The organism is Microbacterium sp. ISL-103 (genome assembly GCF_018613995.1).
In the GTDB taxonomy this organism is placed as follows: Bacteria; Actinomycetota; Actinomycetes; order Actinomycetales; family Microbacteriaceae; genus Microbacterium.
On sequence record NZ_JAGGPD010000038.1, the window covers coordinates 1 to 25,305 of the forward strand.

General features: G+C 66.6%; 24 protein-coding genes and 3 pseudogenes. 11 read left to right on the forward strand and 16 right to left on the reverse strand.

The genetic code is table 11. From position 1 onward, the window contains the following. On the forward strand, positions 1-890 hold an 890-nt coding region (locus J7E68_RS01725; protein WP_285224689.1), incomplete at its 5' end, for an amino acid--tRNA ligase-related protein. Positions 891-1,081: 191 nt separating this feature from the next. Here J7E68_RS01725 and J7E68_RS01730 read toward each other — a convergent pair. Continuing rightward, positions 1,082-1,909: a TSUP family transporter gene (locus J7E68_RS01730; RefSeq protein WP_215169286.1), complete on the reverse strand. Its 828-nt coding sequence runs from the start codon at positions 1,907-1,909 to the stop codon at positions 1,082-1,084. Between the two features lie 25 nt (positions 1,910-1,934). On the opposite strand from J7E68_RS01730, the gene J7E68_RS01735 reads away from it, so the two are divergent. The 6 genes from J7E68_RS01735 (at position 1,935) to J7E68_RS01760 (ending at position 6,814) form a co-directional block, all read left to right on the forward strand. Next, on the forward strand, positions 1,935-2,465 hold the full coding sequence (locus tag J7E68_RS01735; RefSeq protein WP_215169288.1) for a GNAT family N-acetyltransferase: 531 nt from the start codon (positions 1,935-1,937) through the stop codon (positions 2,463-2,465). Positions 2,466-2,596: 131 nt separating this feature from the next. Next, positions 2,597-3,736, forward strand: a complete 1,140-nt coding sequence (locus tag J7E68_RS01740; protein ID WP_215169290.1) for an ABC transporter substrate-binding protein — start codon at positions 2,597-2,599, stop codon at positions 3,734-3,736. Next, entirely contained in the window at positions 3,733-4,683 is a 951-nt protein-coding gene (locus J7E68_RS01745) for an ABC transporter permease subunit (RefSeq protein ID WP_215169292.1), read from the forward strand. The genes J7E68_RS01740 and J7E68_RS01745 overlap by 4 nt, the downstream gene beginning before the upstream one ends. Continuing rightward, positions 4,680-5,474, forward strand: a complete 795-nt coding sequence (locus J7E68_RS01750) for an ABC transporter permease (protein ID WP_215169294.1) — start codon at positions 4,680-4,682, stop codon at positions 5,472-5,474. Before J7E68_RS01745 ends, J7E68_RS01750 begins: the two co-directional genes overlap by 4 nt. After that, entirely contained in the window at positions 5,471-6,550 is a 1,080-nt protein-coding gene (locus J7E68_RS01755; RefSeq protein WP_215169296.1) for an ABC transporter ATP-binding protein, read from the forward strand. Before J7E68_RS01750 ends, J7E68_RS01755 begins: the two co-directional genes overlap by 4 nt. An 87-nt stretch (positions 6,551-6,637) precedes the next feature. After that, complete coding sequence (locus J7E68_RS01760) at positions 6,638-6,814, forward strand: YegP family protein (RefSeq protein WP_215169298.1); 177 nt, start codon at positions 6,638-6,640, stop codon at positions 6,812-6,814. Positions 6,815-6,903: 89 nt separating this feature from the next. Here J7E68_RS01760 and J7E68_RS01765 read toward each other — a convergent pair. From J7E68_RS01765 to J7E68_RS01775, 3 genes and pseudogenes are all read right to left on the reverse strand, one after another. Continuing rightward, a pseudogene (locus tag J7E68_RS01765) lies at positions 6,904-7,584 on the reverse strand (amino acid ABC transporter ATP-binding protein); the annotation flags it as partial. Next, positions 7,550-8,212: pseudogene (locus tag J7E68_RS01770) on the reverse strand (LLM class flavin-dependent oxidoreductase); the annotation flags it as partial. The pseudogenes J7E68_RS01770 and J7E68_RS01765, both read right to left, overlap by 35 nt. Positions 8,213-8,249: 37 nt before the next feature. Continuing rightward, positions 8,250-9,812: a methyltransferase gene (locus J7E68_RS01775; RefSeq protein WP_215169300.1), complete on the reverse strand. Its 1,563-nt coding sequence runs from the start codon at positions 9,810-9,812 to the stop codon at positions 8,250-8,252. 74 nt (positions 9,813-9,886) lie between these two features. Between J7E68_RS01775 and J7E68_RS01780 the strand changes: the two genes are divergently transcribed. From J7E68_RS01780 to trxA, 4 genes are all read left to right on the forward strand, one after another. After that, a complete protein-coding gene (locus J7E68_RS01780) occupies positions 9,887-12,043 on the forward strand; it encodes a DUF6049 family protein (RefSeq protein ID WP_215169302.1) in 2,157 nt (718 codons plus the stop codon). Beyond that, on the forward strand, positions 12,036-13,655 hold the full coding sequence (gene murJ / locus J7E68_RS01785) for a murein biosynthesis integral membrane protein MurJ (RefSeq protein WP_215169305.1): 1,620 nt from the start codon (positions 12,036-12,038) through the stop codon (positions 13,653-13,655). Before J7E68_RS01780 ends, murJ begins: the two co-directional genes overlap by 8 nt. Before the next feature lie 89 nt (positions 13,656-13,744). Then, entirely contained in the window at positions 13,745-14,719 is a 975-nt protein-coding gene (trxB, locus tag J7E68_RS01790; RefSeq protein WP_215169330.1) for a thioredoxin-disulfide reductase, read from the forward strand. A 66-nt stretch (positions 14,720-14,785) separates the two neighbouring features. Then, positions 14,786-15,109 carry a thioredoxin gene (gene trxA, locus J7E68_RS01795; protein WP_042541543.1) on the forward strand — a complete coding sequence of 108 codons (324 nt, stop codon included), beginning with the start codon at positions 14,786-14,788 and terminating at the stop codon, positions 15,107-15,109. Between the two features lie 72 nt (positions 15,110-15,181). On the opposite strand, the gene J7E68_RS01800 is transcribed toward trxA, so the two are convergent. The 12 genes and pseudogenes from J7E68_RS01800 to rpmH form a co-directional block, all read right to left on the reverse strand. Continuing rightward, positions 15,182-15,694, reverse strand: coding sequence for a GrpB family protein (locus J7E68_RS01800; protein WP_215169307.1), 513 nt, complete (start codon positions 15,692-15,694; stop codon positions 15,182-15,184). 31 nt (positions 15,695-15,725) lie between these two features. Beyond that, positions 15,726-16,061 carry a tryptophan synthase subunit alpha gene (locus J7E68_RS01805; protein ID WP_215169309.1) on the reverse strand — a complete coding sequence of 112 codons (336 nt, stop codon included), beginning with the start codon at positions 16,059-16,061 and terminating at the stop codon, positions 15,726-15,728. A 9-nt stretch (positions 16,062-16,070) separates the two neighbouring features. Then, positions 16,071-17,522, reverse strand: a pseudogene (locus tag J7E68_RS01810) (sugar porter family MFS transporter); the annotation flags it as partial. Between the two features lie 59 nt (positions 17,523-17,581). Then, on the reverse strand, positions 17,582-18,553 hold the full coding sequence (locus tag J7E68_RS01815) for a ParB/RepB/Spo0J family partition protein (RefSeq protein ID WP_215169312.1): 972 nt from the start codon (positions 18,551-18,553) through the stop codon (positions 17,582-17,584). After that, positions 18,553-19,428: a ParA family protein gene (locus J7E68_RS01820; RefSeq protein ID WP_215169314.1), complete on the reverse strand. Its 876-nt coding sequence runs from the start codon at positions 19,426-19,428 to the stop codon at positions 18,553-18,555. Before J7E68_RS01820 ends, J7E68_RS01815 begins: the two co-directional genes overlap by 1 nt. 388 nt (positions 19,429-19,816) lie before the next feature. Further along, positions 19,817-20,275 (reverse strand): AAA family ATPase, encoded by a 459-nt coding sequence (locus J7E68_RS01825; RefSeq protein WP_215169316.1) that lies wholly within the window; start codon positions 20,273-20,275, stop codon positions 19,817-19,819. Positions 20,276-21,954: 1,679 nt separating this feature from the next. After that, entirely contained in the window at positions 21,955-22,578 is a 624-nt protein-coding gene (gene rsmG / locus J7E68_RS01830; RefSeq protein ID WP_215169318.1) for a 16S rRNA (guanine(527)-N(7))-methyltransferase RsmG, read from the reverse strand. Positions 22,579-22,610: 32 nt separating this feature from the next. Further along, positions 22,611-23,102: a R3H domain-containing nucleic acid-binding protein gene (locus tag J7E68_RS01835; protein ID WP_215169320.1), complete on the reverse strand. Its 492-nt coding sequence runs from the start codon at positions 23,100-23,102 to the stop codon at positions 22,611-22,613. Beyond that, complete coding sequence (gene yidC / locus J7E68_RS01840; protein WP_215169322.1) at positions 23,099-24,169, reverse strand: membrane protein insertase YidC; 1,071 nt, start codon at positions 24,167-24,169, stop codon at positions 23,099-23,101. The genes J7E68_RS01835 and yidC overlap by 4 nt, the downstream gene beginning before the upstream one ends. 3 nt (positions 24,170-24,172) lie before the next feature. Next, positions 24,173-24,523: a membrane protein insertion efficiency factor YidD gene (gene yidD, locus J7E68_RS01845; protein ID WP_215169324.1), complete on the reverse strand. Its 351-nt coding sequence runs from the start codon at positions 24,521-24,523 to the stop codon at positions 24,173-24,175. Beyond that, positions 24,520-24,864, reverse strand: a complete 345-nt coding sequence (gene rnpA / locus J7E68_RS01850) for a ribonuclease P protein component (RefSeq protein ID WP_215169326.1) — start codon at positions 24,862-24,864, stop codon at positions 24,520-24,522. Before rnpA ends, yidD begins: the two co-directional genes overlap by 4 nt. A gap of 6 nt (positions 24,865-24,870) precedes the next feature. Next, positions 24,871-25,008 carry a 50S ribosomal protein L34 gene (rpmH, locus tag J7E68_RS01855; RefSeq protein WP_042541555.1) on the reverse strand — a complete coding sequence of 46 codons (138 nt, stop codon included), beginning with the start codon at positions 25,006-25,008 and terminating at the stop codon, positions 24,871-24,873. Positions 25,009-25,305: the final 297 nt, after the last annotated feature.

The following is a 25,305-nucleotide window of genomic DNA, read 5'->3' on the forward strand; positions in this document are numbered from 1 at the left end:
CCGAGGACTTCGCCGAGACCCCGTTCCGGGTCTTCCAGGCCGAGTACGTCGGCGCTGTGGTCAGGCCGGGCGGCGCGAGCCAGCCGCGCAAGCAGCTCGACGCGTGGCAGGACTGGGCCAAGCAGCGCGGCGCCCGCGGTCTCGCCTACGTGCTCTTCAACGAAGACGGCTCGCTCGGCGGCCCCGCCGCCAAGAACCTGTCCGAGGCCGAGCAGGCGGGTCTCGCGGAGTTCGTCGGCGCATCCGCCGGCGACTGCGTGTTCTTCGCCGCAGGGTCGACGAAGGAGAGCCGCGCGCTCCTCGGCGCCGCCCGTGTCGAGATCGGCCGCCGTCCCGGCTACTTGAACCCCGACGAATTCGCGTTCACCTGGGTCGTCGACGCACCGATGTTCGAGCCGGCAGCGGATGCCGTCGCATCCGGTGACGTCGCCGTCGGCGCCGGAGCGTGGACCGCCGTGCACCACGCGTTCACCGGCCCGAAGCCGGAGTTCCAGGACACGTTCGACACCGACCCCGGATCGGCGCTCGCCTACGCGTACGACATCGTGTGCAACGGATCCGAGCTCGGCGGCGGCTCGATCCGCATCCACCGTGAAGACGTGCAGAAGCGCGTGTTCGAGGTCATGGGCATCAGCGACGAGTTCGCACAGGAGCAGTTCGGCTTCCTGCTCGACGCGTTCAAGTTCGGTGCCCCGCCGCACGGCGGAATCGCGCTCGGCATGGACCGCGTGCTGCAGCACCTCACGAAGACCGAGTCGATCCGCGACGTCATCGCGTTCCCGAAGTCGGGCAACGGCTTCGACCCGCTGACGGCCGCGCCCGCGCCGATCACGGCCGAGCAGCGCGCCGAGGCCGGCGTCGACTTCGAGCCCGAAGACGACGAGGCCTGACCCTCGAATCCTGAGGCCCTCTCCTGCTCAGGCAGGAGGGGGCCTCTTCGCGTGACCTGCCCGGCCTTCGCCCCGATCCACCTCCGTCGCGCGCCCCACGAGTCGGATTACGCTCCAGAAGTCCGTCTCGCGCCGAACCGGACTCACGAAGTGCGATCGGACGTGCGAGGCGCACGCAGGATGACGGATGCTCAGCGCAGCGACGCGAGCGCGGGCGCGATGTTCTCGTTCCACACATCGACGCCGAGTTTCGCGATGAGGGCGACCACCACGACGAGGAACACGACGCGGATGAAGGTCGTTCCGCGCGAGATCGCCATGCGCGAGCCGAGATAGCTGCCTGCGACGTTCGCGACCGCGAGGATGCCTCCGAGAAGCCACAGCACCGCGCCGTGCGGGATGAACAGCAGCAGGGCGCCGGTGTTCGTGGCGAGGTTCACGATCTTCGCCTTCGCGCTCGCCTGCAGGAAGTCGTAGCCGAGCAGTGCGACGAGCGAGATCACCAGGAAAGTGCCGGTGCCGGGGCCGATCAGACCGTCGTAGAAGCCGATCACGAGACCCGACAGCCCCGCCATGATGTGATGCTTGTGCCCGCTGAAGCGCAGTCGCGTCGCGGCGCCCATCTGCGGACGGAATGCCGTGAAGAGCGCGACGGCGAGCAGCGCGACCACGATGATCGGCTTGAACGCCGCTGCCGGCAGCACGGTGGCGACGGCGGCTCCGCCGAACGATCCGACGAGCGCGATCGCGGCCATCGGCAGAGCGGTGCGGATGTCGGGTTTCGCGCGCCGATAGTAGGTGACGCTGCTGGTGGCCGTGCCGAAGACAGAGGCGAGCTTGTTGGTGGCGAGAGCCTGGATCGGCGAGATGCCGGGGATCAGCAGCAGCGCGGGCAGCTGCAGGAGCCCTCCTCCGCCCACGACGGCATCGATCCACCCGGCCGCGAACGCCGCCACGACCACGAGGATCAGCGTGCCCCAGGTGAGCTGCTCGAGCCCGAGCACACTGCCGATGTCCATCCGTCCAGGATGTCAGACTGGACGGATGCTCGACGCTCTCCCGCTGCCCTTCTCCATCGATTCCCGGGCGGGCGCCGCGACCCTGCGCAGAGCCGTCACCGGCGACACGGATGAGATCATCACGCTGCTCTCGGATGACCCGATCAGCGCCTCGCGCGGCGACGTCGCCTCGGTCGAGGATCGTCCCGCCTACGCATCCGCCCTCGACGAGATCCTCGCCGACCCGTCGAACGACCTGCTCGTGGTCGAGCTCGACGGAGCGGTCGTCGGCACGCTGCAGCTCACGTCGATTCCCGGTATGGCTCGACGCGGCGCGAAGCGTCTGCTCGTCGAGGCCGTGCGAGTGCGCAGCGACCTGCGCTCGTCGGGCATCGGCACGGCCGTGATGCGCTGGGTCTCCGATGACGCGGCGCCGGCGCTGGGGACGGCGATGGTGCAGCTCACCTCGGATGCCGCCCGCACCGATGCACACCGGTTCTACGAACGACTCGGCTATCTGGGTTCGCACGTCGGCTTCAAGTACTCGGTGCCGACGGATTCGGTGCCGCGCGGCTGAACCCCGCTCCGACCCGCCACGACCCGGACATCTCGCGTTCACCAGGGCCGCGATCATCGGCAACCCTCGGCTCATAGTGTCCTCTCGCAACCCGAATCCGGCACACAGCGCCGGGCACCGAGAGGACCCTGATGACCAACTTCCACCGCCGTGCGCGCATCGGCGCCGGCATCGCCCTGTTCACCACCGCTGCGCTCGGCCTGACCGCCTGCGCGACGGGCGCCGAGACCCCCGCGGCCGGCAGCGACGAGGTCGACGCCGCGTCCGCGACCTCGGTCGAGGACTTCGGATCGTTCGCCGAGCTCGAAGAGGCCGCCAAGGCCGAGGGGCAGCTCAACGTCATCGCGCTTCCGCGCGACTGGGCCAACTACGGCGAGATCCTCGACCTGTTCGCCGAGAAGTACCCCGAGATCACGATCAACGAGGCGTCCCCCGACGTCTCGAGCGCCGAAGAGATCCAGGCCGCGAAGACGAACGAGGGCCTCGACACCGCGCCCGACGTGTTCGACCTCGGCCTCACCGTCGCGCTGCAGAACACCGACGTGTTCGCGCCCTACCAGGTGCAGACGTGGGACGAGATCCCCGATGAGCTCAAGGAGCCGACCGGCCTCTTCGTCGGCGACTACGGCGGATACATGTCGATCGGCTACGACTCGTCGAAGTTCGACGCCCCCGAGTCCCTCGACGACCTGTTGGATGGCGCCTACAAGGGTGCCGTCGCCATCAACGGCGACCCGACGCAGGCCGGTGCGGCCTTCGCCGCCGTGGGCCTCGCCACGGTGCAGTCCGACGGATCCCTCGACGACTTCCAGCCGGGCATCGACTTCTTCTCCGACATGCAGAAGGCCGGCAACCTGCTCAAGGTCGACGTCACCACGGCGACCGTCGCGAGCGGCGAGACCCCCGTCGTCTTCGACTGGGACTACCTGAACGCCGCGCACTCCGCCGACAACGAGAACTGGAAGGTCGTCGTGCTCGACGGCACCGGTTACGCGGGCTACTACAACCAGGCGATCAACAAGGATGCCCCGAACCCCGCGGCCGCGCGCCTGTGGCAGGAGTTCCTCTACAGCGACGAGGCCCAGAACCTGTGGCTCAAGGGCGGCGCACGCCCGGCTCGCATGGAGGCCATGACCGAGGCCGGCACCATCGACGCCGACCTGGCCGCGGCCCTTCCCGAGGTCCCGAGCGAGACGGTCGTCCCGACCGAGGAGCAGTCGACGAACGCCGGCACCCTGCTCGGCGAGAAGTGGGCAGCGGCGGTCCAGTGACCACTGCCACCGCTGCGGGGGCGGATGCCACGGCATCCGCCCCCGTCTCTCCCGCAGCGCACAGCGCTGGGCCCGCGACCTCGTCGCGGGCCCAGCGCTTCGCGCCGTCCGTCGCCTGGCTCGGTCTCGTCCCGTTCGCGGCGTACGTGCTGCTCTTCCTCGCCGTGCCGACCATCCTCGCCATCGGCTCCGGCTTCTTCACGAAGGACGGCTCCTTCACCTGGTCGAACCTCTCGGCCCTCGGCGACCCGGTGGTACTCACCACCTTCGCGAACTCGGCTGGCCTCTCACTGCTGACCGCCGTCGTCGGCGCGGTCGCCGGCGCCCTCGTCTGCTACGCGCTGCTCGGCATGAACCCCGACGGCGGCGTCCGCTCGACGGTCGATGCCGCAGCCGGCGTGCTCGCCCAGTTCGGCGGCGTGATGCTCGCGTTCGCGTTCATCGCCACGATCGGCATCCAGGGCGTGCTCAAGGTCTTCCTGCAAGACACCTTCGGCATCGACATCTTCGCGAACGGCACCTGGCTCTATGAGCTTCCAGGGCTCATCCTGCCGTACATCTACTTCCAGATCCCGCTCATGGTGATCACCTTCATGCCCGCGCTCGCTGCCCTCAAGCCGCAGTGGGCCGAGGCGAACCTCACGCTCGGGGGCACACGCTCGAGCTTCTGGCTGCGCATCGGCATCCCGGTGCTCGCCCCCTCGTTCCTCGCGAGCCTGCTCCTGTTGTTCGCGAACGCGTTCTCGTCGTACGCCACCGCTGCCGCGCTCGCCAGCCAGGGCGCACAGATCGTGCCGCTGCAGATCCGCGCGTCGCTCACGAGCGAGACCGTGCTCGGCCGTGAGAATCTGGCCGGCGCGCTCGCGCTCGGCATGATCGTGATCGTCGGGATCGTCATGGCCCTGTACTCCCTCATCCAGCGACGAGCCGCGAGGTGGCAGTCATGAACCGTCTCGGCCCCTCTCTCGCCACTCGGTGGATCATCGGCATCGTGGTCGGCGCCTTCTTCGCGATTCCACTGGTCTCGACCTTCCTCTACACGCTGCGCCAGACCGACGGCACCCTCGGCTTCGAGCGCTGGGCAGCACTTTTCGACCCGGCGGGGTCCGCGGCGATCAAGCCGATCTGGACGGGTCTCGGCAACTCGCTGATACTCGCGCTCGTGACGGTCGCGATCGTGCTCCTGCTGCTCGCGCCGACGATGATCCTGGTGAACCTGCGCTTCGGCAAGCTCAAGCCGATCTTCGAGTTCGCCGTGCTGCTGCCGATCTCGATCCCCGCGATCGTGCTGGTCGTGGGCCTCGCTCCGATCTACCTGCAGATCGGTCGCGCCCTCGGCACCGGCACCTGGACGCTGGCCTTCGCCTACGGCATCACCGTGCTGCCCTTCGCATACCGCTCGATCCAGGCGTCCATCGACGCCGCCGACCTGCGCACCCTGGCCGAGGCCGCCCGGTCGCTCGGAGCGAGCTGGCCGACGGTGGTGCTGAAGGTGCTCGCACCGAACCTCCGGCAGGGGCTGCTCGCGGCGTCGCTTATCTCGATCGCCGTCGTGCTGGGCGAGTTCACGATCGCCTCCCTGCTCAACCGCCAGGTGTTCCAGACGGCCATGGTCGTCGTGCAGAAGCAGGACCCTTACGCTCCCGCGATCTTCACGCTGCTGGCGCTGCTGTTCGTCTTCCTGCTTCTTCTCCTCATCGGCCGCGTCGCCCGCGGCACCGGAAAGGCCCGCTCATGACCCTCCCCCAGACCGCCGACAACATGCTCCTCGCCGAAGCCGGTGAGGGCACCCGCGTGCAGCTTCAGGGCATCGCGAAGAGCTACTCCGGCACCACCGTGCTGCACGGTGTCGACCTCGACATCGCGCCTGGCGAGTTCGTCTCCCTGCTCGGCCCGTCCGGCTGCGGCAAGACCACGCTGCTGCGTGTTCTCGCGGGCCTCGAAGGACTCGACAGCGGCGCGGTGCTCCTCGACGGCGGGGACGTCTCGCGCGTGCCCACCAACAAGCGCGACATCGGCATGGTGTTCCAGTCGTATTCGTTGTTCCCCCACCTGCGCGTCGCGGAGAACACGGCCTTCGGGCTGCGGCGCCGTGGCGTGGGCAAGGCGGAGGCCGCGAAGCGGGCGCTCGACGCTCTCGCGCTCGTCGGCCTCACCGATTTCGCCGAGCGCTTCCCGCATCAGCTCTCGGGCGGACAGCAGCAGCGTGTGGCGCTCGCGCGCGCACTCGTCACCGAGCCGAAGGTGCTGCTGCTCGACGAGCCGCTCTCGGCACTCGATGCGAAGGTGCGGGTGCAGCTGCGCGACGAGATCCGCCGCATCCAGCTGCGCCTGGGAATCACGACGGTCTTCGTGACCCACGACCAGGAGGAGGCCCTCGCGGTCTCCGACAGGATCGCCGTGATGAACTCCGGCCGGATCGAGCAGATCGGCACCCCGGAGCAGCTGTACACGACTCCGTCGACCGCGGGCGTCGCCGCCTTCGTGGGCCTATCGAGCGTCGTCTCGGGCGTCGCCGAGGGCGACTATGTCGTGGTGTGGGGCCAGAAGCTGCCCCTGCAGTCACCGGCCGACGGCCCCGTCGACGTCTACCTGCGCCCCGAGAACGTGCACTTCGCGACGGAGGCGGATGCCGCGACCGACGCGCTCGTGCAGGAGAGCACGTTCCTCGGCAGCATGCGCCGCACCCTCGTCCGCACAGAATCCGGTGAGCTGGTGCGCCTGCAGCACTCCCCCGGCATCCACCCGGCGTTCGGCGATCGCGTGCGCATCGCTGTCGCGCCGGAGCCCGTGGCGGTGCATCCTCGGGGCTGAATCGCCCTCTAGCCCCGGGCCAGTACTCCGGGATACCGTGATCCCCGAGGGCGTCGATCCCTCGACACGACAGAGAAAGGACGTCTCATGGCAGGCACGTTCGAGCTGTACACCGACAAGTCCGGCGAGTACAGGTTCCGCCTCAAGTCCGGCAACGGCGAGGTCATAGCGATCAGCGAGGGCTACTCCTCGAAAGCCTCCGCCTTGAACGGCATCGACTCGGTCCGCCGCAACGCCGCGGATGCCGAGGTCGTCGAGGCCTGACGACGCACCCGATGTTTCATACGAAGACCCCCTCCTGCTGAGTCAGCGGGAGGGGGTCTTTCGTTGAAGCGAGTCGTTCGACCGCGAGTTCAGAGAACTCGTGCCAGGAAGTCCTGCGTTCGCGGATGCTGCGGATTGGCCAGCACCTCTCGCGGGTCGCCCTCTTCGACGATGTGCCCGCCGTCCATGAAGATCAGACGTGACCCGACCTCGCGAGCGAACCCCATCTCATGCGTGACGACGAGCATCGTCATGCCTTCGTCGGCGAGCGAGCGCATGACCTGAAGCACCTCGCCGACCAGCTCGGGGTCGAGCGCCGACGTCGGCTCGTCGAACAGCATCATGTCGGGGTTCATGCACAGCGCCCGAGCGATCGCGACGCGCTGCTGCTGACCGCCCGAGAGATGGCCGGGGAACGCGTCGGCCTTCTCCGCGAGGCCGACCCGCGCGAGCATCTCGGTCGCGATGCGGGCAGCCTCGGTCTTCGACCGCTTCTTCACGCGCTGCTGCGCGATCATGAGGTGGCCCATCACATCCAGGTGCGGGAACAGATTGAAGCGCTGGAAGACCATGCCGATGCGGGTGCGCACCCGGTCGATGTCGACATCGGGATCGGTGATGTCGATGCCCTCGATGAGCACCTTGCCGCCGGTCGGCTCTTCCAGCAGGTTCACCGAGCGCAGCAGCGTCGACTTGCCGGAGCCGGAGGGCCCGATGATGCAGACCACCCCGCCCTTGCTGACGGTGAGGTCGATGCCCTTGAGACCCTCGGGTCAGCAGCGTCGAACTCATCATGTTGAGTCCCTTGCGTCCGGTCTCCTCGGCCGTGGCGCGAGAGCCCGAACCCCACCAGATGTGGTCGCGCAGGGTCGGCGACTGCGGCTCGATCGCGAGATACCGACCGGCTCCGACCATGCGCGGGTCGCCGGGCGCGAGGCCCTCGCCGTCGATGGCCCGCAAGAACAGGTCGAACTTCTCCCGGGCGATCACGCTGCCCCGCTCGGGGTCTTCCTCGTCGTGGAAGCCGAACGTCTCGTATCCGCGAAGCGCCGTCTCGGGTGAACCACGGCTGACGCCGAGCGCGATGCGTCCGTCGGCGATCAGGTCGAGCGCCGCCGCCTCTTCAGCGAACTGGAAGGGGTTCTCGTAACGCATGTCGATGACGCCGGTGCCGACCTCGATGCGCTTCGTGCGTGCGGCCATGGCCGACAGCAGCGGCATGGGCGATGCAGCCTGCCGCGCCCAGTGGTGCACGCGCACCGAGGCGCCATTCACACCGATCTCGTCAGCGCCCTCAGCGATCTCGATGGTCTGCTTGAGCATGTCGCCCGCCGTGCGGGTCGCCGAACCGGGCACATCGGCGTAGTGCCCGAACGAGAGGAATCCGAAAGCCTTCATGGTGTATTCGAACGCATGGAAGTCATCGAGTATTCCTTCATCCTTCGCCAGGTGTCAGCAGGCCGTCGAGCACCAGCTGGCGGATGCGCGGTTCGACGTCTACCCACAGCACCGCGAGCGGCACCTCGAACAGGTCGGCGAGAGCCGCCACGATCTGCATGACCGTGAGCTCGCCGTCGCACGCACCGACGAACGCCGCGAGCGCCGGGTCGACGGCGATGGTGCGGCCGAAGCCGCCGCCCTGGCGCAGTTCGATGATGCTCGGGTCGTCGTTGCCGGGCAGCAGGTGGCGGGCCTCGGTGACGTCGGGGGCGGTGAGCAGTGTCGTCGGAAGGCCGTTCGCGAGCAGATCGTGCGCCGCGAGGCCGGCACGCAGCGCACCGCCCACGTTCGACACCGGCTGCGGCAGACGTTCGAGGCGCCGCAGGGGTGCGGTGCCCGGTGCCGGTGGCCGCCGCACCAGGATGTATCCGAAACCGACGGCCGTCACGCCGCGCGCGGCGAAGTCGTCGAGCCACGCGGTCAGCAGCGGCGTGAAGGCGGCATCGCGCGGCGTCGTGCCTCCGTCGCGGATCCAGAGCTCGGCATAGCCGAGAGGCGAGAGCTCCTCGCGCTGCACGACCCACAGGTCGAGGTCGTCGGGCACCCACGAGGCGAGTCGATCGAGTCCCGCCCGCCCGGTCAGCGACGCCTGGGCGCCGCGCGACTCCCAGTTGCCCAGCAGCTGCGCGGTGCCCCCGGGGGTGAGGTGGTCGGGCGCCGACCGGATGAACTGCTCGACCAGGGCGTCTCCGACGAGGCCGCCGTCGCGGTACTCGTACTCCGGCACCCCCTCGACACGAGGAGTGATGACGAACGGAGGATTCGACACGATCAGGTCGAATGCTTCACCGGAGACCGGCTCGAACATGCTGCCGAGTCGGAACTCGATGTTCGTCACACCGTTCAGCTGCGCGTTGAGTTCGGCGTAGGCGAGGGCTCTCGCCGAGATGTCGGTGGCCACGACCGCGCCCGCATGCCGCGCCACGAGAAGCGCCTGGATGCCGCATCCGGTTCCGAGGTCCAGCGCTCGATCGACCTCGATCGGCATGATGATCTCCGCCAGGGTGCGAGACGCGCCACCCACACCGAGCACGTGATCGGCCGGCAGTGCGCCGGCGAGGGCCGTCTCATCGAGATCGCTGGCGATCCACCACTCGCCCATGCCGTCGGCGTCGACGAACGACTGCGGGCGCAGCAGCGCGGCGGGCACCACCGCGTCGCCGTCGATCCACGCGAGCCCCAGAGCGACGAGACCCTCGGCGCCCAGGCGCGGCAGCGCAGAGGTCACGGGGTCGAGAGGCTGCGGCATCCCGAGCACCAGCAGCCGGCCGAGAGTGGCGAGAGCGCCGGCATCGCCGGCGATCGCGCGCAGGATGGGCTCGCGCATCCCGCGGCCCAGAGCGTCGTCCGCTTCCTCTCCCCACAGCCGCCTCAGGGGCTCGGAACGCAGGTCGGCGGCGTCGAGATCCGCGGCGAGCGCGGCACTCAGCTGTCGATCGGGCACGGGAGACTGGGTGTCGGACACGGCCGTCACTCTACGCGTCTTCAGGGTTCTCATTCGGCCACCCGCCTAGAATCACAAGGTCAGCACTCACGAACCGCCTGTGATCCCGGCGTTCGAGGAAGACCTTCATGACCGCGACCACCCTCGAGAACGGCCTCCGCCCGCGCCTACGGCGCCTGGCATGCGGAACCGTCATCCCGGCGATCGCTCTCGGATTGCTCGGCTTCGGAGCAGGCAGCGCATCCGCGGCCAGCGATCCGGAGTCCGAGGAGCAGCCCCCCGTCGAGCTCTTCCTCAGTGCGGGCGTTCGCGGCACCGTCTCTCCGGGCAGTGCGACCACCGCCTCTCTGACCATCGAGAACGACGCGACGTCGGCCCTGTCGGCCGGTCGAGTCACGGTCGAGCTGAACCGCACCCCGCTCGCCGATGGGGCCGCCATCACCTCGTGGCTCGACGAGTCAGAGGCCTCCGGCGGCTTCGACCAACTGGGAACAGACACGACGGCGCCGGTCGACGCTGAAGGCTCTGTGACATCGAGCCTCTTCATCCCACCCGAGACCCTCGGCGATCTCGCGCCCGGCGTCTACCCGATGCGCGCCACCCTCAGCGGAGCGCAGAACGACGGGCAGGATGCCGCGGCCGAGACCGTGACCTCGACGACCGTGCTCGTCGTGACCGCGGCGACCACCCAGTCCGTCGCCGTGATGGTGCCGATCACGGCGACTCCGCTCGACGGTGCTCTTCTCACCGCTGACGAGCTCAACACCCTCACCGCGGCCGACGGTGATCTGACGGCCGTGCTCGAGGGTGTCAGCGGCACCTCGGCGATCCTCGCGATCGACCCGGCGATCCCTGCGGCCATCAAGGCCCTGGGCTCTGCGGCCTCCGAGAGCGCACGCGAGTGGCTGCGCCGGCTCGATGCTCTCCCCAATGAACGGTTCGCCCTGCAGTTCGGCGACGCGGATGCCACGACACAGTCCCAGGCCGGCCTCACCGCCCTTCTGCAGCCGACGACGCTCGCCCCCTTCCTGAATCCGGCGAACTTCACCGCTGCGGTCGACGAGACCCCGGCGCCCACCATCACCCCGACCGAGACTCCCGAACCCACACCCGAGCCGACCGACGGCCCGGTGCTGCCTGACGACGCGCAGCTCACCGCCGTCGAGAGCGCTGTGCCCGGCATCCTCTGGCCGCGCAGCGACGTGGCGGCCGCCGACCTCACCGCCTTCTCCTCTTATATGGGCGACGCCGCCGTGACGGTGCTGTCGTCGACGTCCGTCAGCGGAGCCACCGGTGCACGCGCCGCTGTCGGAGCCCAGAGCGTTCTCGTGGCGGATGCGGAGGCATCCGATGCCCTGTCGAAGGCCTCGAACGAGAACGACACCGCCATCCGGCAGCGCTGGCTCGCCGAAGCGAGCGCACATCTCTATCTGTCCGCGCAGGCGAACCCGTCGGTGCCGCGGCTGATCGGTCTCGACCGCGACGAGACGCGCACCGCCGAGGCGCTGGGCGAGGCGATCTCGGCCGTCGACTCCCTCGGCTTCGGACTCAGCGGCGTTCTGGCCGCTCCGGCCGCACCCGTCACCCTCACGACCGAACAGGACGTCACGCGCGCCACCGCACTGCAGCGCATGCTCGACAGCGAGGTCGTGCTCGGAGAGTTCGCGTCGATCCTCGACGACCGGCAGCTGCTGCTGAGCCCGAAGCGCATCCAGATCATGCGAGCGACCGCGGTCGGCCTCGGAGAGAAGGGCTTCGACGAGGCCGTCGCCGGCGTGAACACCGCGACGACCGACACGCTGAACGCCGTCGACATCCCGCCGGCGAGCACGATCCAGCTGCTGTCGGCCAACGCCGACCTCCCCTTCTCGGTGCGCAACGAGCTGCCGTGGCCGGTGAACATCGTCCTCTCGGTGCGCCCCAGCGATCCGCGACTCGACGTGCAGTCGGTCACGCCGGCGACGATCCAGGCGGGCACCACCACCAGGGTCAAGGTCCCCGTGTCGGCCCGCGTCGGCAGCGGCGAGGTCACGCTGCGTCTCGAGCTCTCGAGCCCCACCGGCGTCGAGATCAGCCAGCCCGAGAACGTCCGAGTCTCGGTGCGTGCCGAATGGGAGACCATCGGCCTCGCGCTGTTCGGCGGCATCATCGTGCTGCTCCTGGGACTCGGGATCATCCGCACCGTCCGCCGACGACGCCGTGAGGCGGCGCCAGAGACGGTCGGATCTGCCGAATCCAAGCAGACGGATGCCGACGCCGCATCCGTCGAGGAGTCGAATGAGTAGTCTCGGGCGCGCCAGCGCCGTCATCGCCGCCGGCACGCTCGTCTCGCGCGTGACAGGTCTGCTGCGCACGATCGTGCTCGTCGGTGTGATCGGCTCGGTGAATGCCGGAGCGGCCGACGCGTTCGCCATCGCGAATCAGCTGCCGAACAACGTGTTCTCCCTGATCTCAGTGGGCGTGCTGACCGCCGTGATCATCCCGCAGATCGTGAAGGCTGCGGCCGATGCCGACGGCGGAAACGCGTTCATCTCCAAGCTCTTCACCCTCGGCACGGTCGTGCTGGTCGCCATCACGGGGATCGCGACCATCGCGTCCCCCTGGCTCGTCTGGCTCTATGCGGGCAAAGAGGGTTCACCCGAGTTCCTCGCGCTCGCGACCGCCTTCGCCTACTGGTGCATGCCGCAGATCCTGTTCTACGGCCTGTACGCGCTTCTCGGCGAAGCATTGAACGCCCGGCGCATCTTCGGTCCTTTCACCTGGGCGCCCGTCGTCAACAACATCGTGTCGATCGTCGGCTTCCTCGTCATCGGAGCCCTGTTCGGGGGGCCCCTCACGCGGGTCGCCGAGTGGACGCCCGAGATGATCGCCGCCCTCGGCGGAACCGCCACGCTGGGCATCCTGATCCAGGCAGGCATCCTGCTGATCTTCTGGAGGCGCACAGGGCTCGCGCTGAGGCCTGACTTCCGCTGGCGCGGTGTCGGGCTGGGCACGGTCGGCAAGCTCGCCGGGTGGACATTCCTGATGGCCCTGGCCAGCCTGGTCGCCGGTCTCGTCCAGACCCAGATCCTCACCGAGGCCGCCGGCAAGGGGGCATCGGTCGCCACGTTCCAGTACGCCTGGCTCATCTTCATGCTGCCGTACTCGATCATCGTGCTGTCGATCGGAACGCCCTACTTCACGCAGATCAGCGAGCATGCCGCAGCCGGCAGAGACGCTGAGGTCCGCGGCGACATCGCTCAGAGCATCCGCACCCTGCTCTTCTTCATCGCGGTCGCCGTCGCGGCCGTCGCCGCCGCGGCCGTGCCCGCGTCGCGTGTGTTCACGAACGAGGCCTCACATGCGCAGGCGGCAGCTCTCGTGCTCGTCTGCTTCCTGGTGTGTCTGGTGCCGCTGACGATCCTGTTCATCGTCCAGCGCACCTTCTATGCCTACGGTGACACCCGCACGCCCTTCTGGTTCACGCTCTTCCAGTGCGCCCTGGTCGTCGTCAGCGCGCTCGTCGCACAGTGGCTGCTCGCCGCCGGAGTCTTCGAGGTCACCTCCCTCGCCGCCGCGATCGCGCTGGGGCAGTCGATCGCCAGCACGATCCAGACGGTCGTCGCCGTCTGGCTGCTGCATCGCAAGATCGGCGGGCTCGAGATCGGCACCTGGATGAGCGCCATCCTGCGCTTCGCGATCGCCGCCATCCCCGCCGGAGTCGCGGGATGGGGTGTCTTCCTGCTCCTCGGCGGCCCGACGGGCTGGACCACCGCCGATAAGGTCCAGGGCGCCCTCGGCACGTGCATCATCGGCGTCGCCGTCGTGGTCGTCTACATCGGCATCCTGGCCCTTCTGCGGGCGCCCGAGCTGAAGGTCGCGGGCTCGATGCTGCGCAGGTTCCTGCCAGGTCGCTGACCGCCCCGCGCGCGGGAATGTCGCGCGGTTACCATTGGTTGAAGCAGTCGAACGTCTTTCGGCGTCTCAGCATCTACGACGGAGAGCACATGCGTCAGGTCATCATCATCGGTTCCGGTCCCGCCGGATTCACCGCCGCCATCTACGCGGCGCGCGCGAACCTCCAGCCGCTGCTCATCGCGAGCACGGTCGAGGTCGGCGGAGAGCTGATGAACACCACCGAGGTCGAGAACTACCCGGGCTTCCCCGAGGGGATCCAGGGTCCCGAGCTCATGGCGAAGTTCCAGGAGCAGGCAGAGAAGTTCGGCACCGAGGTCGTCTACGACGACGTCACCGAGCTCGACCTCGCCGGCCCTGTCAAGAAGGTCACGCTCGGCAGCGGAACGGTGCACGAGGCCCAGTCGCTCATCTACGCGACCGGCTCGGCCTACCGCAAGCTCGGCATCGAGGGCGAAGAGCGCCTCTCGGGCTACGGAGTCTCGTGGTGCGCCACGTGCGACGGCTTCTTCTTCCGTGAGAAGACGATCGCCGTCGTCGGCGGCGGCGACTCCGCGATGGAAGAGGCGACGTTCCTCACCCGCTTCGCCGAGAAGGTCTACGTCATCCACCGCAAGGACTCGCTGCGGGCCTCGAAGATCATGCAGGAGCGCGCGTTCGCGAACGAGAAGATCGAGTTCGTGTGGAACAGCGAGGTCGCCGAGATCCTCGGTGGCGACTCCGTCTCGGGTGTGCAGCTGCGCGACACGGTCGACGGCACGCTCAGCGATCTGCCCCTCGACGGTCTGTTCATCGCGATCGGAAACGACCCGCGCACCCACCTCGTGCACGACAAGCTCGAGCTGACCGCAGAGGGCACCATCTGGGTCGACGGCCGCTCGTCGGTCACCTCGGTGCCCGGTGTCTTCGCCGCCGGCGACGTCATCGACCCCACCTACCGTCAGGCGATCACCGCTGCCGGCTCCGGAACGGTCGCGGCTCTGGATGCCGAGCACTTCCTCGCGGATTTTGAGGATGCTTCCGTCGAGTTCCCGGCTGCGGAAGCCGCCGAGATCATCACCGCCTGAGCGGTCGGGAACAGTTTCACCTCGCCTGCTGTTGTAGTAGGCGAACCTCGAACAAGGAGAACTCTGATGAGTGCAAAGGCTACGAGCCAGGCGACCTGGGAGCAGGACGTTCTGCAGGCCGAAGGTCCCGTCCTCGTGGACTTCTGGGCCGAGTGGTGCGGACCGTGTCGTATGGTCGCCCCCGTTCTGGACCAGATCCAGGCCGACAACCCCGACAAGATCACCATCCTCAAGCTGAACGTGGACGAGAACCCGCAGCTGGCGATGAAGTACCAGATCACCTCGATCCCCGCGATGAAGGTGTTCCAGGGCGGTGAGGTCAAGACGACCATCATCGGCGCCAAGCCGAAGCCCGCCCTCGAGCAGGACCTCGCAGCCTTCATCGGCTGACACCCGCGTCACAAGGGCCGTCACTCCTTCGGGAGTGGCGGCCCTTTCTCGTTCCGTCGCGGCGTCAGATCCCTATTTGTCAGACACGTCCACAGACGGCAGTCCGCGGGCGGCGCGAGCTCGGTCGACGATCTCCTGAATCACGGGCGTCTTGGCGGCGTTGTACGACGACGTCCCGCGGGCGGCAGCGGCCACAGCGTCGCACTTGGCGTGCGAATAGCGGTCGGCATCGTCAGGATGCGCCCGCAGCCAGTCCCTCAGCACCCGCTGATGCACGGCATCCCACTCCCCCTCGACGAAGAAGTGCGCGATCGCGGTGCGGATGCCGTCGTCTTCGAGGATCATCACCGGATGCGTCTTCACGCTGCTGCCGCGCCGCCATCCGACGACCTCGAGCGCCGCGCTGTGCGTCTCGAAGTCCTCGAGGTCGCTGATCCTGATCGCCAGGTCGATGACCGGCTTGGCGCGCATCCCCGGCACCGCGGTCGACCCGATGTGCTCGACGAGCCAATCCGCGCTCCCCCGGGCCCGCAGATCCGCGGCGATGCTGTCGAATCTCTTCGGCCACGCGGGGTCGTAGTTCACGAGCATCCGAGGCATGGGCTGATGTCGCTGCTCAGGATGCGTCGGCGACGGTGGGATCCCAGCGACGATGCCGCTGCTTCTCATCGAGAAGCCCCCACACGGCCGGTGTCAGTTCTGGATACTCCAGGGCGATCTGGCGCAGCACACGGTAATGACGCGCTGCGTTGGGGCGCAGACCGTCGTTCGCGTTGATGTTGTCTGCGCGCAGCAGGTACACCACGAGCTCATCGACGCTCGGCAGCTCCTCCATGAAGTCCCAGGGGTCTTCTCCGCTCAGGAGGCGCTCCTGGATCAGCACCGCGATCTCGTCCGAGGCCTCTGCTCGCAGCACCTCGAGGCTGGCGCGGCGGGGAACGGACTCGGTCATGCTTCCAGCCTACGTGGCCTTGCGGGTGCCGCGGCGCTCCACCTTGAGCTCGTCCGTCATCTCTTCGAGCTCCTTGCCCTTGGTCTCGGGGACCTTGAAGTACACGAAGAAGAACGACACGAGAGCGAAGAACGCGTAGAAGCCGTAGGCGAACGTGAGACCGATGTCGGCGAAGATCGGGAACGTCGTCGAGATGAAGAAGTTGGCCACCCACTGCGCCGCCGCGGCGACCGCGAGTGCCCCGGCGCGGATCGAGTTCGGGAAGATCTCTCCCAGAAGCACCCACACGAGCGGACCCCACGTGGCTCCGAAGAAGACGACGAAGCCGTTCGCGCAGATCAGAGCGACTGTGGCCCAGGGGTCAGGCAGCGTCGCTGCTCCCTCCGCGTCCAGGGTGCCGAACGAGAAGGCCAGGGCCATGAGGCCGAGCGTCACGGTCATGCCCACCGAGCCGACGAGCAGCATGATGCGGCGGCCGACCTTGTCGACCAGCAGGATGGCGATGATCGTCACCACGATGTTCGTCACCGAGGTGATCACCGACGTCAGCAGTGCGCTGGACTCGTCGAACCCGACGGACTGCCAGAGAGTCGTGGAGTAGTAGAAGATCACGTTGATGCCGACGAACTGCTGGAACACCGACAGCAGGATGCCCACCCAGACGATGGGCTTCAGACCCAGTCGGCTGCCTCGCAGGTCGCGCAGAGACTCCTTGCGCTCCGTGTCGATCGTGCTCGTGATCTCTTTGATCTTCGCGTCGACGTCGACAGCGCCCGTGACGGTCTGGAGCACTTCGGAAGCGCGTGCGATGTCTCCGGTCCGCACAAGATACCGCGGTGATTCCGGGAGTCGAAGCGACATGATGCCGTAGACGAGCGCGGGAATCGCTTCGACGATGAACATCCATCTCCACGCCGTGAGCCCCCACAGCGGCTGATCGGCCGCACCCGCGATGTTGGCCAGAAGCGCATCCGAGAGGAGTGCGGCGAAGATACCCGTGACGATGGCGAGTTGTTGGAGCGATCCGAGACGACCTCGGATCTTCGCCGGCGAGACCTCTGCGATGTAGGCGGGAGCGATGACGGATGCTGCACCGACGCCGAGCCCACCGACCACGCGCCAGATGATCAGGTCGACGACGCTGAAAGCGAGACCCGACCCGATTGCTGAGATGAAGAACAGCACTGCTGCGACGACCATCACCGGGATGCGACCGCGTTTGTTCGCGATCGGTCCGGCGAACCACGCGCCGACGGCGCATCCGATCAGTGCTGACGAGACGGCGAAGCCCTTGAGCCCCACGCCGAGATCGAATCCCGAGACGTCCCCCGCCAGGGCGTCCACGGCGCCGTTGATGACGGCGGTGTCGAAGCCGAAGAGGAAGCCACCGAGAGCAGCAGCAATGCTGACCGCTATGACTTTTCGCTGGAAACCGGATGGACTCTGCGCAGTGGACATGGTCTCCCCTTCATCGTGGCGATGCCGCGAGTCTACGACCGCTCACACCGCCTGGGGAGGCATCACGCCGATCCGTACCCGGATTCGCCCAGCTCCTCGAGGATGCGGTTGAGATCCTGAATCGACGCGAAATCGATGATGACCTGGCCTTTGCGCGCTCCGAGTGACACCTTGACCCGGGTGTTCAGTCGATCTCCGAGGTTGACGGCCACCTCGTCGAGGTAGGCGCGACGTGCACCCGGAGTCGGCTTCGCCGTGCGTCCCGGGCCCGCCGGCTCCGCCTTCGCGGCCACCTCGGTGGCGCGCACCGAGAGGTCTTCGTTCACGACCTTGTCTGCGAGGCGCTGCATGGCCTCCGGTGTCTCGAGGCTCAGGATCGCACGCGCGTGTCCGGCCGTGAGCACGCCTGCGGCCACACGCTGCTGCACGGGCACCGGCAGCTTCAGCAGACGGATCGTGTTGCTGATCTGCGGACGAGAGCGCCCGATGCGGGTCGCCAGCTCTTCCTGGGTGATTCCGAAGTCCTCGAGAAGCTGCTGGTAGGCCGATGCCTCTTCGAGGGGATTCAGCTCCGAGCGGTGCAGGTTCTCGAGCAGAGCATCGCGCAGAAGATCTTCATCTGCGGTCTCACGCACCACCGCGGGAATCGCGGCGAGTCCTGCCTCGCGCGCAGCACGCGTGCGCCGCTCCCCCATGATCAGCTCGTACTCGCCGTCGCTGTTCTTGCGAACGACGACCGGCTGCAGCACACCGAACTCGCGCACACTGTGCACGAGCTCGGCGAGGTCTTCGGCGTCGAAGTGCGTGCGCGGCTGACGCGGGTTAGGAACGATCTTCTGCGGGTCGATCTGGATCAGGTGGATGCCGGGCACGACCTCGAGTTCGGCGACAGCCTCGGCGGGCTGATCGCTCGTCTGCTGTGTCGCAGGTCGCAGGTTCGCTCCCGGGAAGAACACGTCCACCGGCCGCTCCGACTGATCCGCGGTGGGGATGAGGGCACCGATGCCCCGGCCCAGTCCAGTGCGCTTCGCCATCATTTCTCCTTGCTCTGCGTCGTCTTGCGCGACGCGATCTCGACGGCAGCCTCACGGTAGGCGACGGCGCCGGCGGATTGCCCATCGTAGGCGATCACGGTCTGGCCGAAACTCGGTGCCTCCGACACCCGCACCGAACGCGGGATCACGGTGTCGAGCACCTGCTCCGGGAAGTGAGTGCGCACCTCATCGGCGACCTGCTGCGCCAGGCGCGTGCGCCCGTCGAACATCGTGAGCAGGATCGTCGAGAGGTGAAGGCCGGGGTTCAGGTGCTTCTGGATCATCTGGATGCTGCCGAGCAGCTGGCTCAGACCCTCGAGCGCGTAGTACTCGCACTGGATGGGGATGAACACCTCGTTCGCCGCTGTGAAGGCATTGATCGTCAGCAGGCCCAGCGACGGCGGGCAGTCGATGATGACGAAGTCCATCCGGTTGTCGACGAGATACTCCTCCACCGCCCGACGCAGCCGATGTTCTCGTGCGACCTGCGCCACGAGCTCGATCTCAGCGCCGGCGAGGTGGATGGTACTCGGCGCGCAGAAGAGGTTCTCATCCTCTGGGCTCTGCTGAATGATGTCAGCCAGAGGGAAGTCTTCGATCAGCACGTCATAGACGCTCGGGGTGTCTGCGTTATGGGGCACACCCAGTGCTGTCGAGGCGTTGCCCTGGGGGTCGAGGTCGATGACCAGCACCTTCGCTCCGAGCCCTGCCAGGGCGGACGCGACGTTCACGGCGCTGGTGGTCTTGCCGACTCCACCCTTCTGGTTCGACACCGTCAGAATGCGGGTGTCACCACTGAAGTCGATGGCTACCGACTCGAGCACCCGGCGACGAGCAGAGAGGTCGGCGAGTTCCCGCGCGAGCGGCGTATCCATCCCGAATGTGTCTTTCGGTGATGCCTTTTCGGGCTGTTTCACGTGAAACATCCACTCCTTTCGGGGCCGTGTTCCACTCTAATCGCTGTGGCGGACGTTACTTGCGTGCTGCGCAGACTCTGGGGTGTGGCGCCTTGCTCGAGAACGCAGCTGAAGGGCCACGTACCGGTCGAAGATCTGCGGATGCACCTCCGGGATCCTCCCTCTGTCCCTGGGGGAAGGGTTCCCCACATGCGGGGAACCCTTCCCCACATGCGGAGACCCCTTCCGCTATTCGCTCCGGAACGGCCAACCGGCGCACCCTCACCTCACATGTTCTCGGGTGCCAGCCTCTCCACTGCAGACTGCCTCGGGTGTGATGATCCTCAGAGAGAGTGCACTGGCTGTTTCACGTGAAACGGCTTGGTCGATCGAGAAGACCCTCGATCTCAGCCACCACCGCATCGAGCGGCTGTGTTGCGTCGAACTCGACCGTCGCGCTCCGTCGAAGCAGGGGCTCCACCGTCTCCAAATTGGCGACGATCTCCGCCTGTTCGGTCGCAGTGGAGCCGTACGGGTTGGACGCTCGCGCGCGGACTCGTTCGAGAATCACCTCTGACGGCGCAGAGAGCAGCACCACATGGTCAAAGCGGTCATAGAACATGCGTTGATTCTCAACAGTCCCCGCAACGATCAGTTCAGTGCTCTCTCCGAGCAGGGCGCCCATGAGCACTTCATCCCATAGACCCGACTCCGTCTTCCAATGTCCGTAGTCCGTATCGACCACCGAGTATCCCCGCTCCCCCAGTTCCTTGAGCACGCTGGACTTACCCACTCCAGACATCCCCGTGATCAGAACCCGAGCCATCCCGCTACGCTACCGATGTTTCACGTGGAACATCCATCATCTGTCGTGGGCCAAGTTCGCCTATCCCGTGCCGGAGCCCCGTCTTCCGCAGGCTCGGTGGCTCAACAACTGCAGGTAGACAGCGGCGGACGATGCGCTTGGTTGAGAACGACGCCGGCCAGTACACCGAACAGGTGATGGTCGCTCTCAGTAATCAGCGCTCATCGCGCCCGACTACCGGACGTCTACCCCCCGTTCCATAGCGTCCACCCTGCGCGTTCGTGTTCACCGCAGAGTCGCCCGCGTGCGAACCTCTCATCACACTGACGAACCAGCTCCCGCCCGCCTCGGCCGCTAGACGGATGTCATCGTTTCACGTGAAACACGATGCATTCGAAGGCCCTCATCATCTTGCAGAGCGATGCAGCGCAATGGTGCTGCGTACATGGGGGCACCGCTGCCCGGCAGCCGTTCCTTCGATGAGGATCGCTCTGTTTCACGTGAAACCCTGCGCCTAGTCGCTCCGCAATCACTTCACGAAACAGGGCAGTCATGGGGACCAGATGACGAACGCGATCGTCAAAGCAGCGCCGGTACCCCGCGTTGATCGGACGCCAACGCCGCCGTTTCACGTGAAACGATATCTCTCCACACCGAGCAGCCAGCCAAACCGTGCAATGTCTCTGGGCAGACGGTGCCATCCGGCCGAAGGCACATCGACACGAAGCAGGACCCATACGTTCGCCCGATGGTCGATACCCGCGCTACCCCGCCGCGCGCGTGGCTCCGTAATCCTGCAGCCCGGATCCTTTCCCCCATGGGCCCGTATGGCTGATGCGCCCCAGGTGTCGAATCGGGTGGCTGCGTCCCTGGTTCACACACACCCACGCTCGGCTGGCGATACCCATCACCGCACTGGGTGCCCCAGACAGCTCGCCGCCACACACCACTGATCGACGATCTGCGAGGCGCGAGAAACAAACGGACAAGGAGCGTGAGAACAACAACCGGCGATCGACGACCAAGGAACAACGCCCAAGGAAAAACGGCCGAAGAACAATGAGTGAAGAGACATCCCGACGGCCGAGCACACCGACGAGACGATGGCGCTTCGAGCGAGTACTAGTCCATTGGGTCTCGGCCACAGTCACAGATCACGTCCCAGCCCGCCTCATCCTCTCCGGCCGGGACCCCCAATCCATCAAAGCGAACATCACTGTTTCACGTGAAACAACCGTACTGTCCCGCCGAATGCCGTCACTCACCACCGCCGATGCTCCGCGTGCTTCCGACGAAACCACACATTCATTCCCGCCGCGTCACGCATCCTGGTAGCGCTGATGAAGACGCCGCGTACCGGGGCTACACGCGCAGCCGTCGAGCGAAGCAAGACGCCGCACTCCGACACTGCCCTAGTACTTGAACGCCTCGACAACCTCGTTTCCTCAGCACGGTTATCCTCCTGCGGGGCCGGCGGGCGCAGGGCTGTTCTCGCAAGTGAGCATTGGGAGGGGCCCCCGCTTGCGGGGAGGGACCCACTCTGCGAATGAAGAGAACATCCCGGAGCCCGCACCACGCGAACCACCCCGCAGAGACCACTCCGCAGGAGCGGGACCAGCACAACCACGAGCTGGATCGCCAAGATCAATACATGAACCAGCAGAACAGCAGGGCGTACCCCTGCTCGAGGAAGAACGAGACTAGCGGACGACGGCCCGAACGACGCGGGTCGTCTCGGGCAGCACATCTTCTCCCAGCACCTCGACGCGCACGTCACTGAGACGGAACTTCTTGATCTGCTTCTGGGCGGCGTCGATCTCGTTCGGGGCGTTCATCCCCTTCAGCAGCGTGAGCTCTCCCCCATCACGCACCAGCGGCGCCGTCAACGGGATGAGATTCTTCAACGCACTGACCGCCCGTGCCGTCACGACATCGAACCCGCCGGGCCGGCTGACTTCTTCGGCTCGAGCGCGCAGCACATCGACGTTAGCGAGGCCGAGAGCTTCGACCTGCTCGTTCAGCCAGATGACGCGACGCTCCATCGGCTCGATGAGCGTCCAGTGCACATCGGGACGTGCGATCGCCAGCACGATCCCCGGTAGCCCTGCTCCGGATCCGATGTCGGCAACCGAGCCATGGAATAGCGGGGCCGCGATCACACTGTTCAGGACGTGTCTCGTCCACAGACGGGGAAGCTCCAGCGGCCCGATCAGGCCGCGTTCCTCACCGTGCTCGGCGAGTGCCGCGGTGAACTGCCTCGCGAGCGCGATCTGATCTCCGAAGAGATCGACGGCGACCGCGGGCTCTTCTTCGACAGCAGTCACAGCACATCCCGATCAATGTTTCACGTGAAACGTCAGCGACGACGAAGAACCGTATGACGGTCCGCGCCCTCGCCGTATGATTCCGACACCAGGCCCTGATCAGCGGCGATGTCGTGAACGAGCTTGCGCTCGTAGCTCGACATCGCCGGCAGTGAAGCCTGAGATGCTCCCTCGTCGAGCTTGGCCGCAGCGGCGTTGACCAGCGTCTCGAGCTGGCGACGACGGGTGTCCCGGGATCCACCCACATCGAGGATCAGACGCGAGAAGGAACCGGTCTTGCTCTGAACGGCAAGACGGGTCAGCTCCTGCAACGCCTGCACCGTGTCGGGCGCTGACAGCAGAGACAACCCATCACCCTCTGCCTCGACGGAGACATATGCTCGGCCCTGACGGACATCGAGGTTCAGATCTCCGTCGATATCGGCGATATCGAGAAGCTCCTCGAGGTAGTCGGCGGCGACGTCGCCCTCGTTCTCGAGCTCTGCGACCGTGGGCTCCACGGTCTCGGTCACGTTGTCGGTCACGAACCGCTCCCCTTCTTCTTCGAACGCTTCTTGCCCACCGGCTGCTGGCGCTTGGGTGTCTGTGCCTTGACGCGCTCGGCTTCTTCGAGCAGCCGCTGCTGCTCGGCCTCGTAGGCGGCCATCGGCACGACCTTGCCCGACGAGTCGATCGCCTTGCCCTTGCGAGCGAGTCGCTCTTCGCGAGCCTTCGCGGCTTCTGAACCGGGAGTCGGCATCTCGCGGATCACGAGGAACTGCTGCCCCATGGTCCAGAGGTTCGAGATGAACCAGTACACGACGACGCCGAGCGGGAAGAAGATGCCCGAGAAGATGAAGCCCAGCGGCAGCACATAGAGCATGATCTTCTGCATCTGGTACGCCTGGCCGGTCTTGGCCTCAGGCGACAGGTTCTTCGAGATGATCTGCAGCTGGGTGAAGAACTGCGAAGCGATCATGAGCACGACGAGCGTGACGAGGATGATGATAGCCGTGGTGTTCCCTGCGTCCACAGCGTTGCCCAGCGTCTCGTGCAGAGATGCGACCCCGAAGAGCTTCGCGTCGTAGAACTGCTCGGTGAGCTGTGCATTGAGGAAGCCGACTCCGCCGATGCCGGCGTTGTGGTGCTTCGTCACATCGCTCAGAACGCTGAAGAGCGAGAAGAAGATCGGCATCTGAACCAGAAGCGGAAGACAGCTCGACATCGGCGTCGTGCCGTGCTTCTTGTACAGGGCCATGGTCTCGCGGCTCATCGCCTCGCGAGACAGCTGATCCTTCTTGCCACGGTACTTCTCCTGGACTTTTCGCAGTTCAGGAGCAATTTCCATCATCTTTCGCTGGCTCTTGATCTGCTTCACGAAGAGCGGGATCAGCGCAGCACGAACGACGATGACCAGTCCCACGATCGAGAGCACCCAGGTCAGACCGGATGCCGCAGGAAGACCAACGGCCGTGAGCAGCCAGTGCCAGGCGACGAGCACGAGCTCGACGACCCACTTGAGCGGCCAGAGGATGGTTCCGATCAGATCGAAGCCGCCGGAGGCGGGCTCCGGCGAAGGGGTGGTGCTGGCGAGCAGAAGGTCAAGACCCACCGATCAATCCTTTCGGGCAGGGACGACGAAACCGTGAGCGGTCAGGTCATAGCGGAAGTGTTCGTGCTGACGGACGTCATCGACGCCGCCGTGGCTCCAGGGATTGCAACGGAGTATGCGCCATGCCGAGAGCATCGTTCCCCGCACGGCGCCGTGCTGTTGCACCGCCCCTACAGCGTAAGCCGAACACGATGGGTAATAGGCACAGACATCTCCATACATCGGGGAGATCACCTTGCGATACCCCGTGAGGAAGCCGAGAACCAGGTTTCGCGGCACCAGAGGGATGCTGCGCAGCACATCGCCGGAGTGCATCCGAGCCGACCCGATCGACGATGCAGGAAGAGCAGTCATGACCGCGCCCGTGCGAGTCGATCGAGGCACCGGTTCACGTCCGCGCTGAGCTCGGCGTAGCTCGCGGTCGCAGATGCAGGAAGGGCACGGATGACGACATCCGTGCCCTCGGGAACCCGTGACAGCGCTTCCGCACAGACGGCTTTGAGTCGCCGACGAACGGTGTTGCGCACCACAGCGGTGCCCACCTGCTTGCTGATGATGAATCCGAACCTCGCGGCTCTGCTCTCACCCGTCGTCAGCATCGAGGTGACGACTCGGGCTCCGCCACAACGCGAACCGCGTCGAACGACCAATCGATAGTCGCTCCCGCGGGTCACGCGATACGGGCGGGCGAGCACAGCGGTTTACGCAGAGAGCTCGGTGCGGCCCTTCGCGCGGCGGGCCGACAGGATCGAACGGCCTGCGCGGGTACGCATACGAAGACGGAAGCCGTGCTTCTTGGCGCGACGGCGGTTGTTGGGCTGGAAGGTGCGCTTGCTCATGGAATCACTCCGGGAATGCTGCCACCGGGATCATTTTGACCGGAGACATAGGGATCTGCCGTTCAGGCATAAGTCAACCGATTAAGGGTACGTCCTGGCGGCGCGCAGAGCAAATCTGCGCGCTTCGACACCGGACCACCTGCACGATCCGCACAGCTATTATCCACAACCCGACCCCTGCACGTATGCGCAACACGCGCGCGGATTCCCGTAGGCAGGTTGCCGTTCCCAGCCTCTGTGACTACCGTGGCATCCGAAGCTATCCACAGGGGGGACGCCAATTCTCAACGCCCCTCC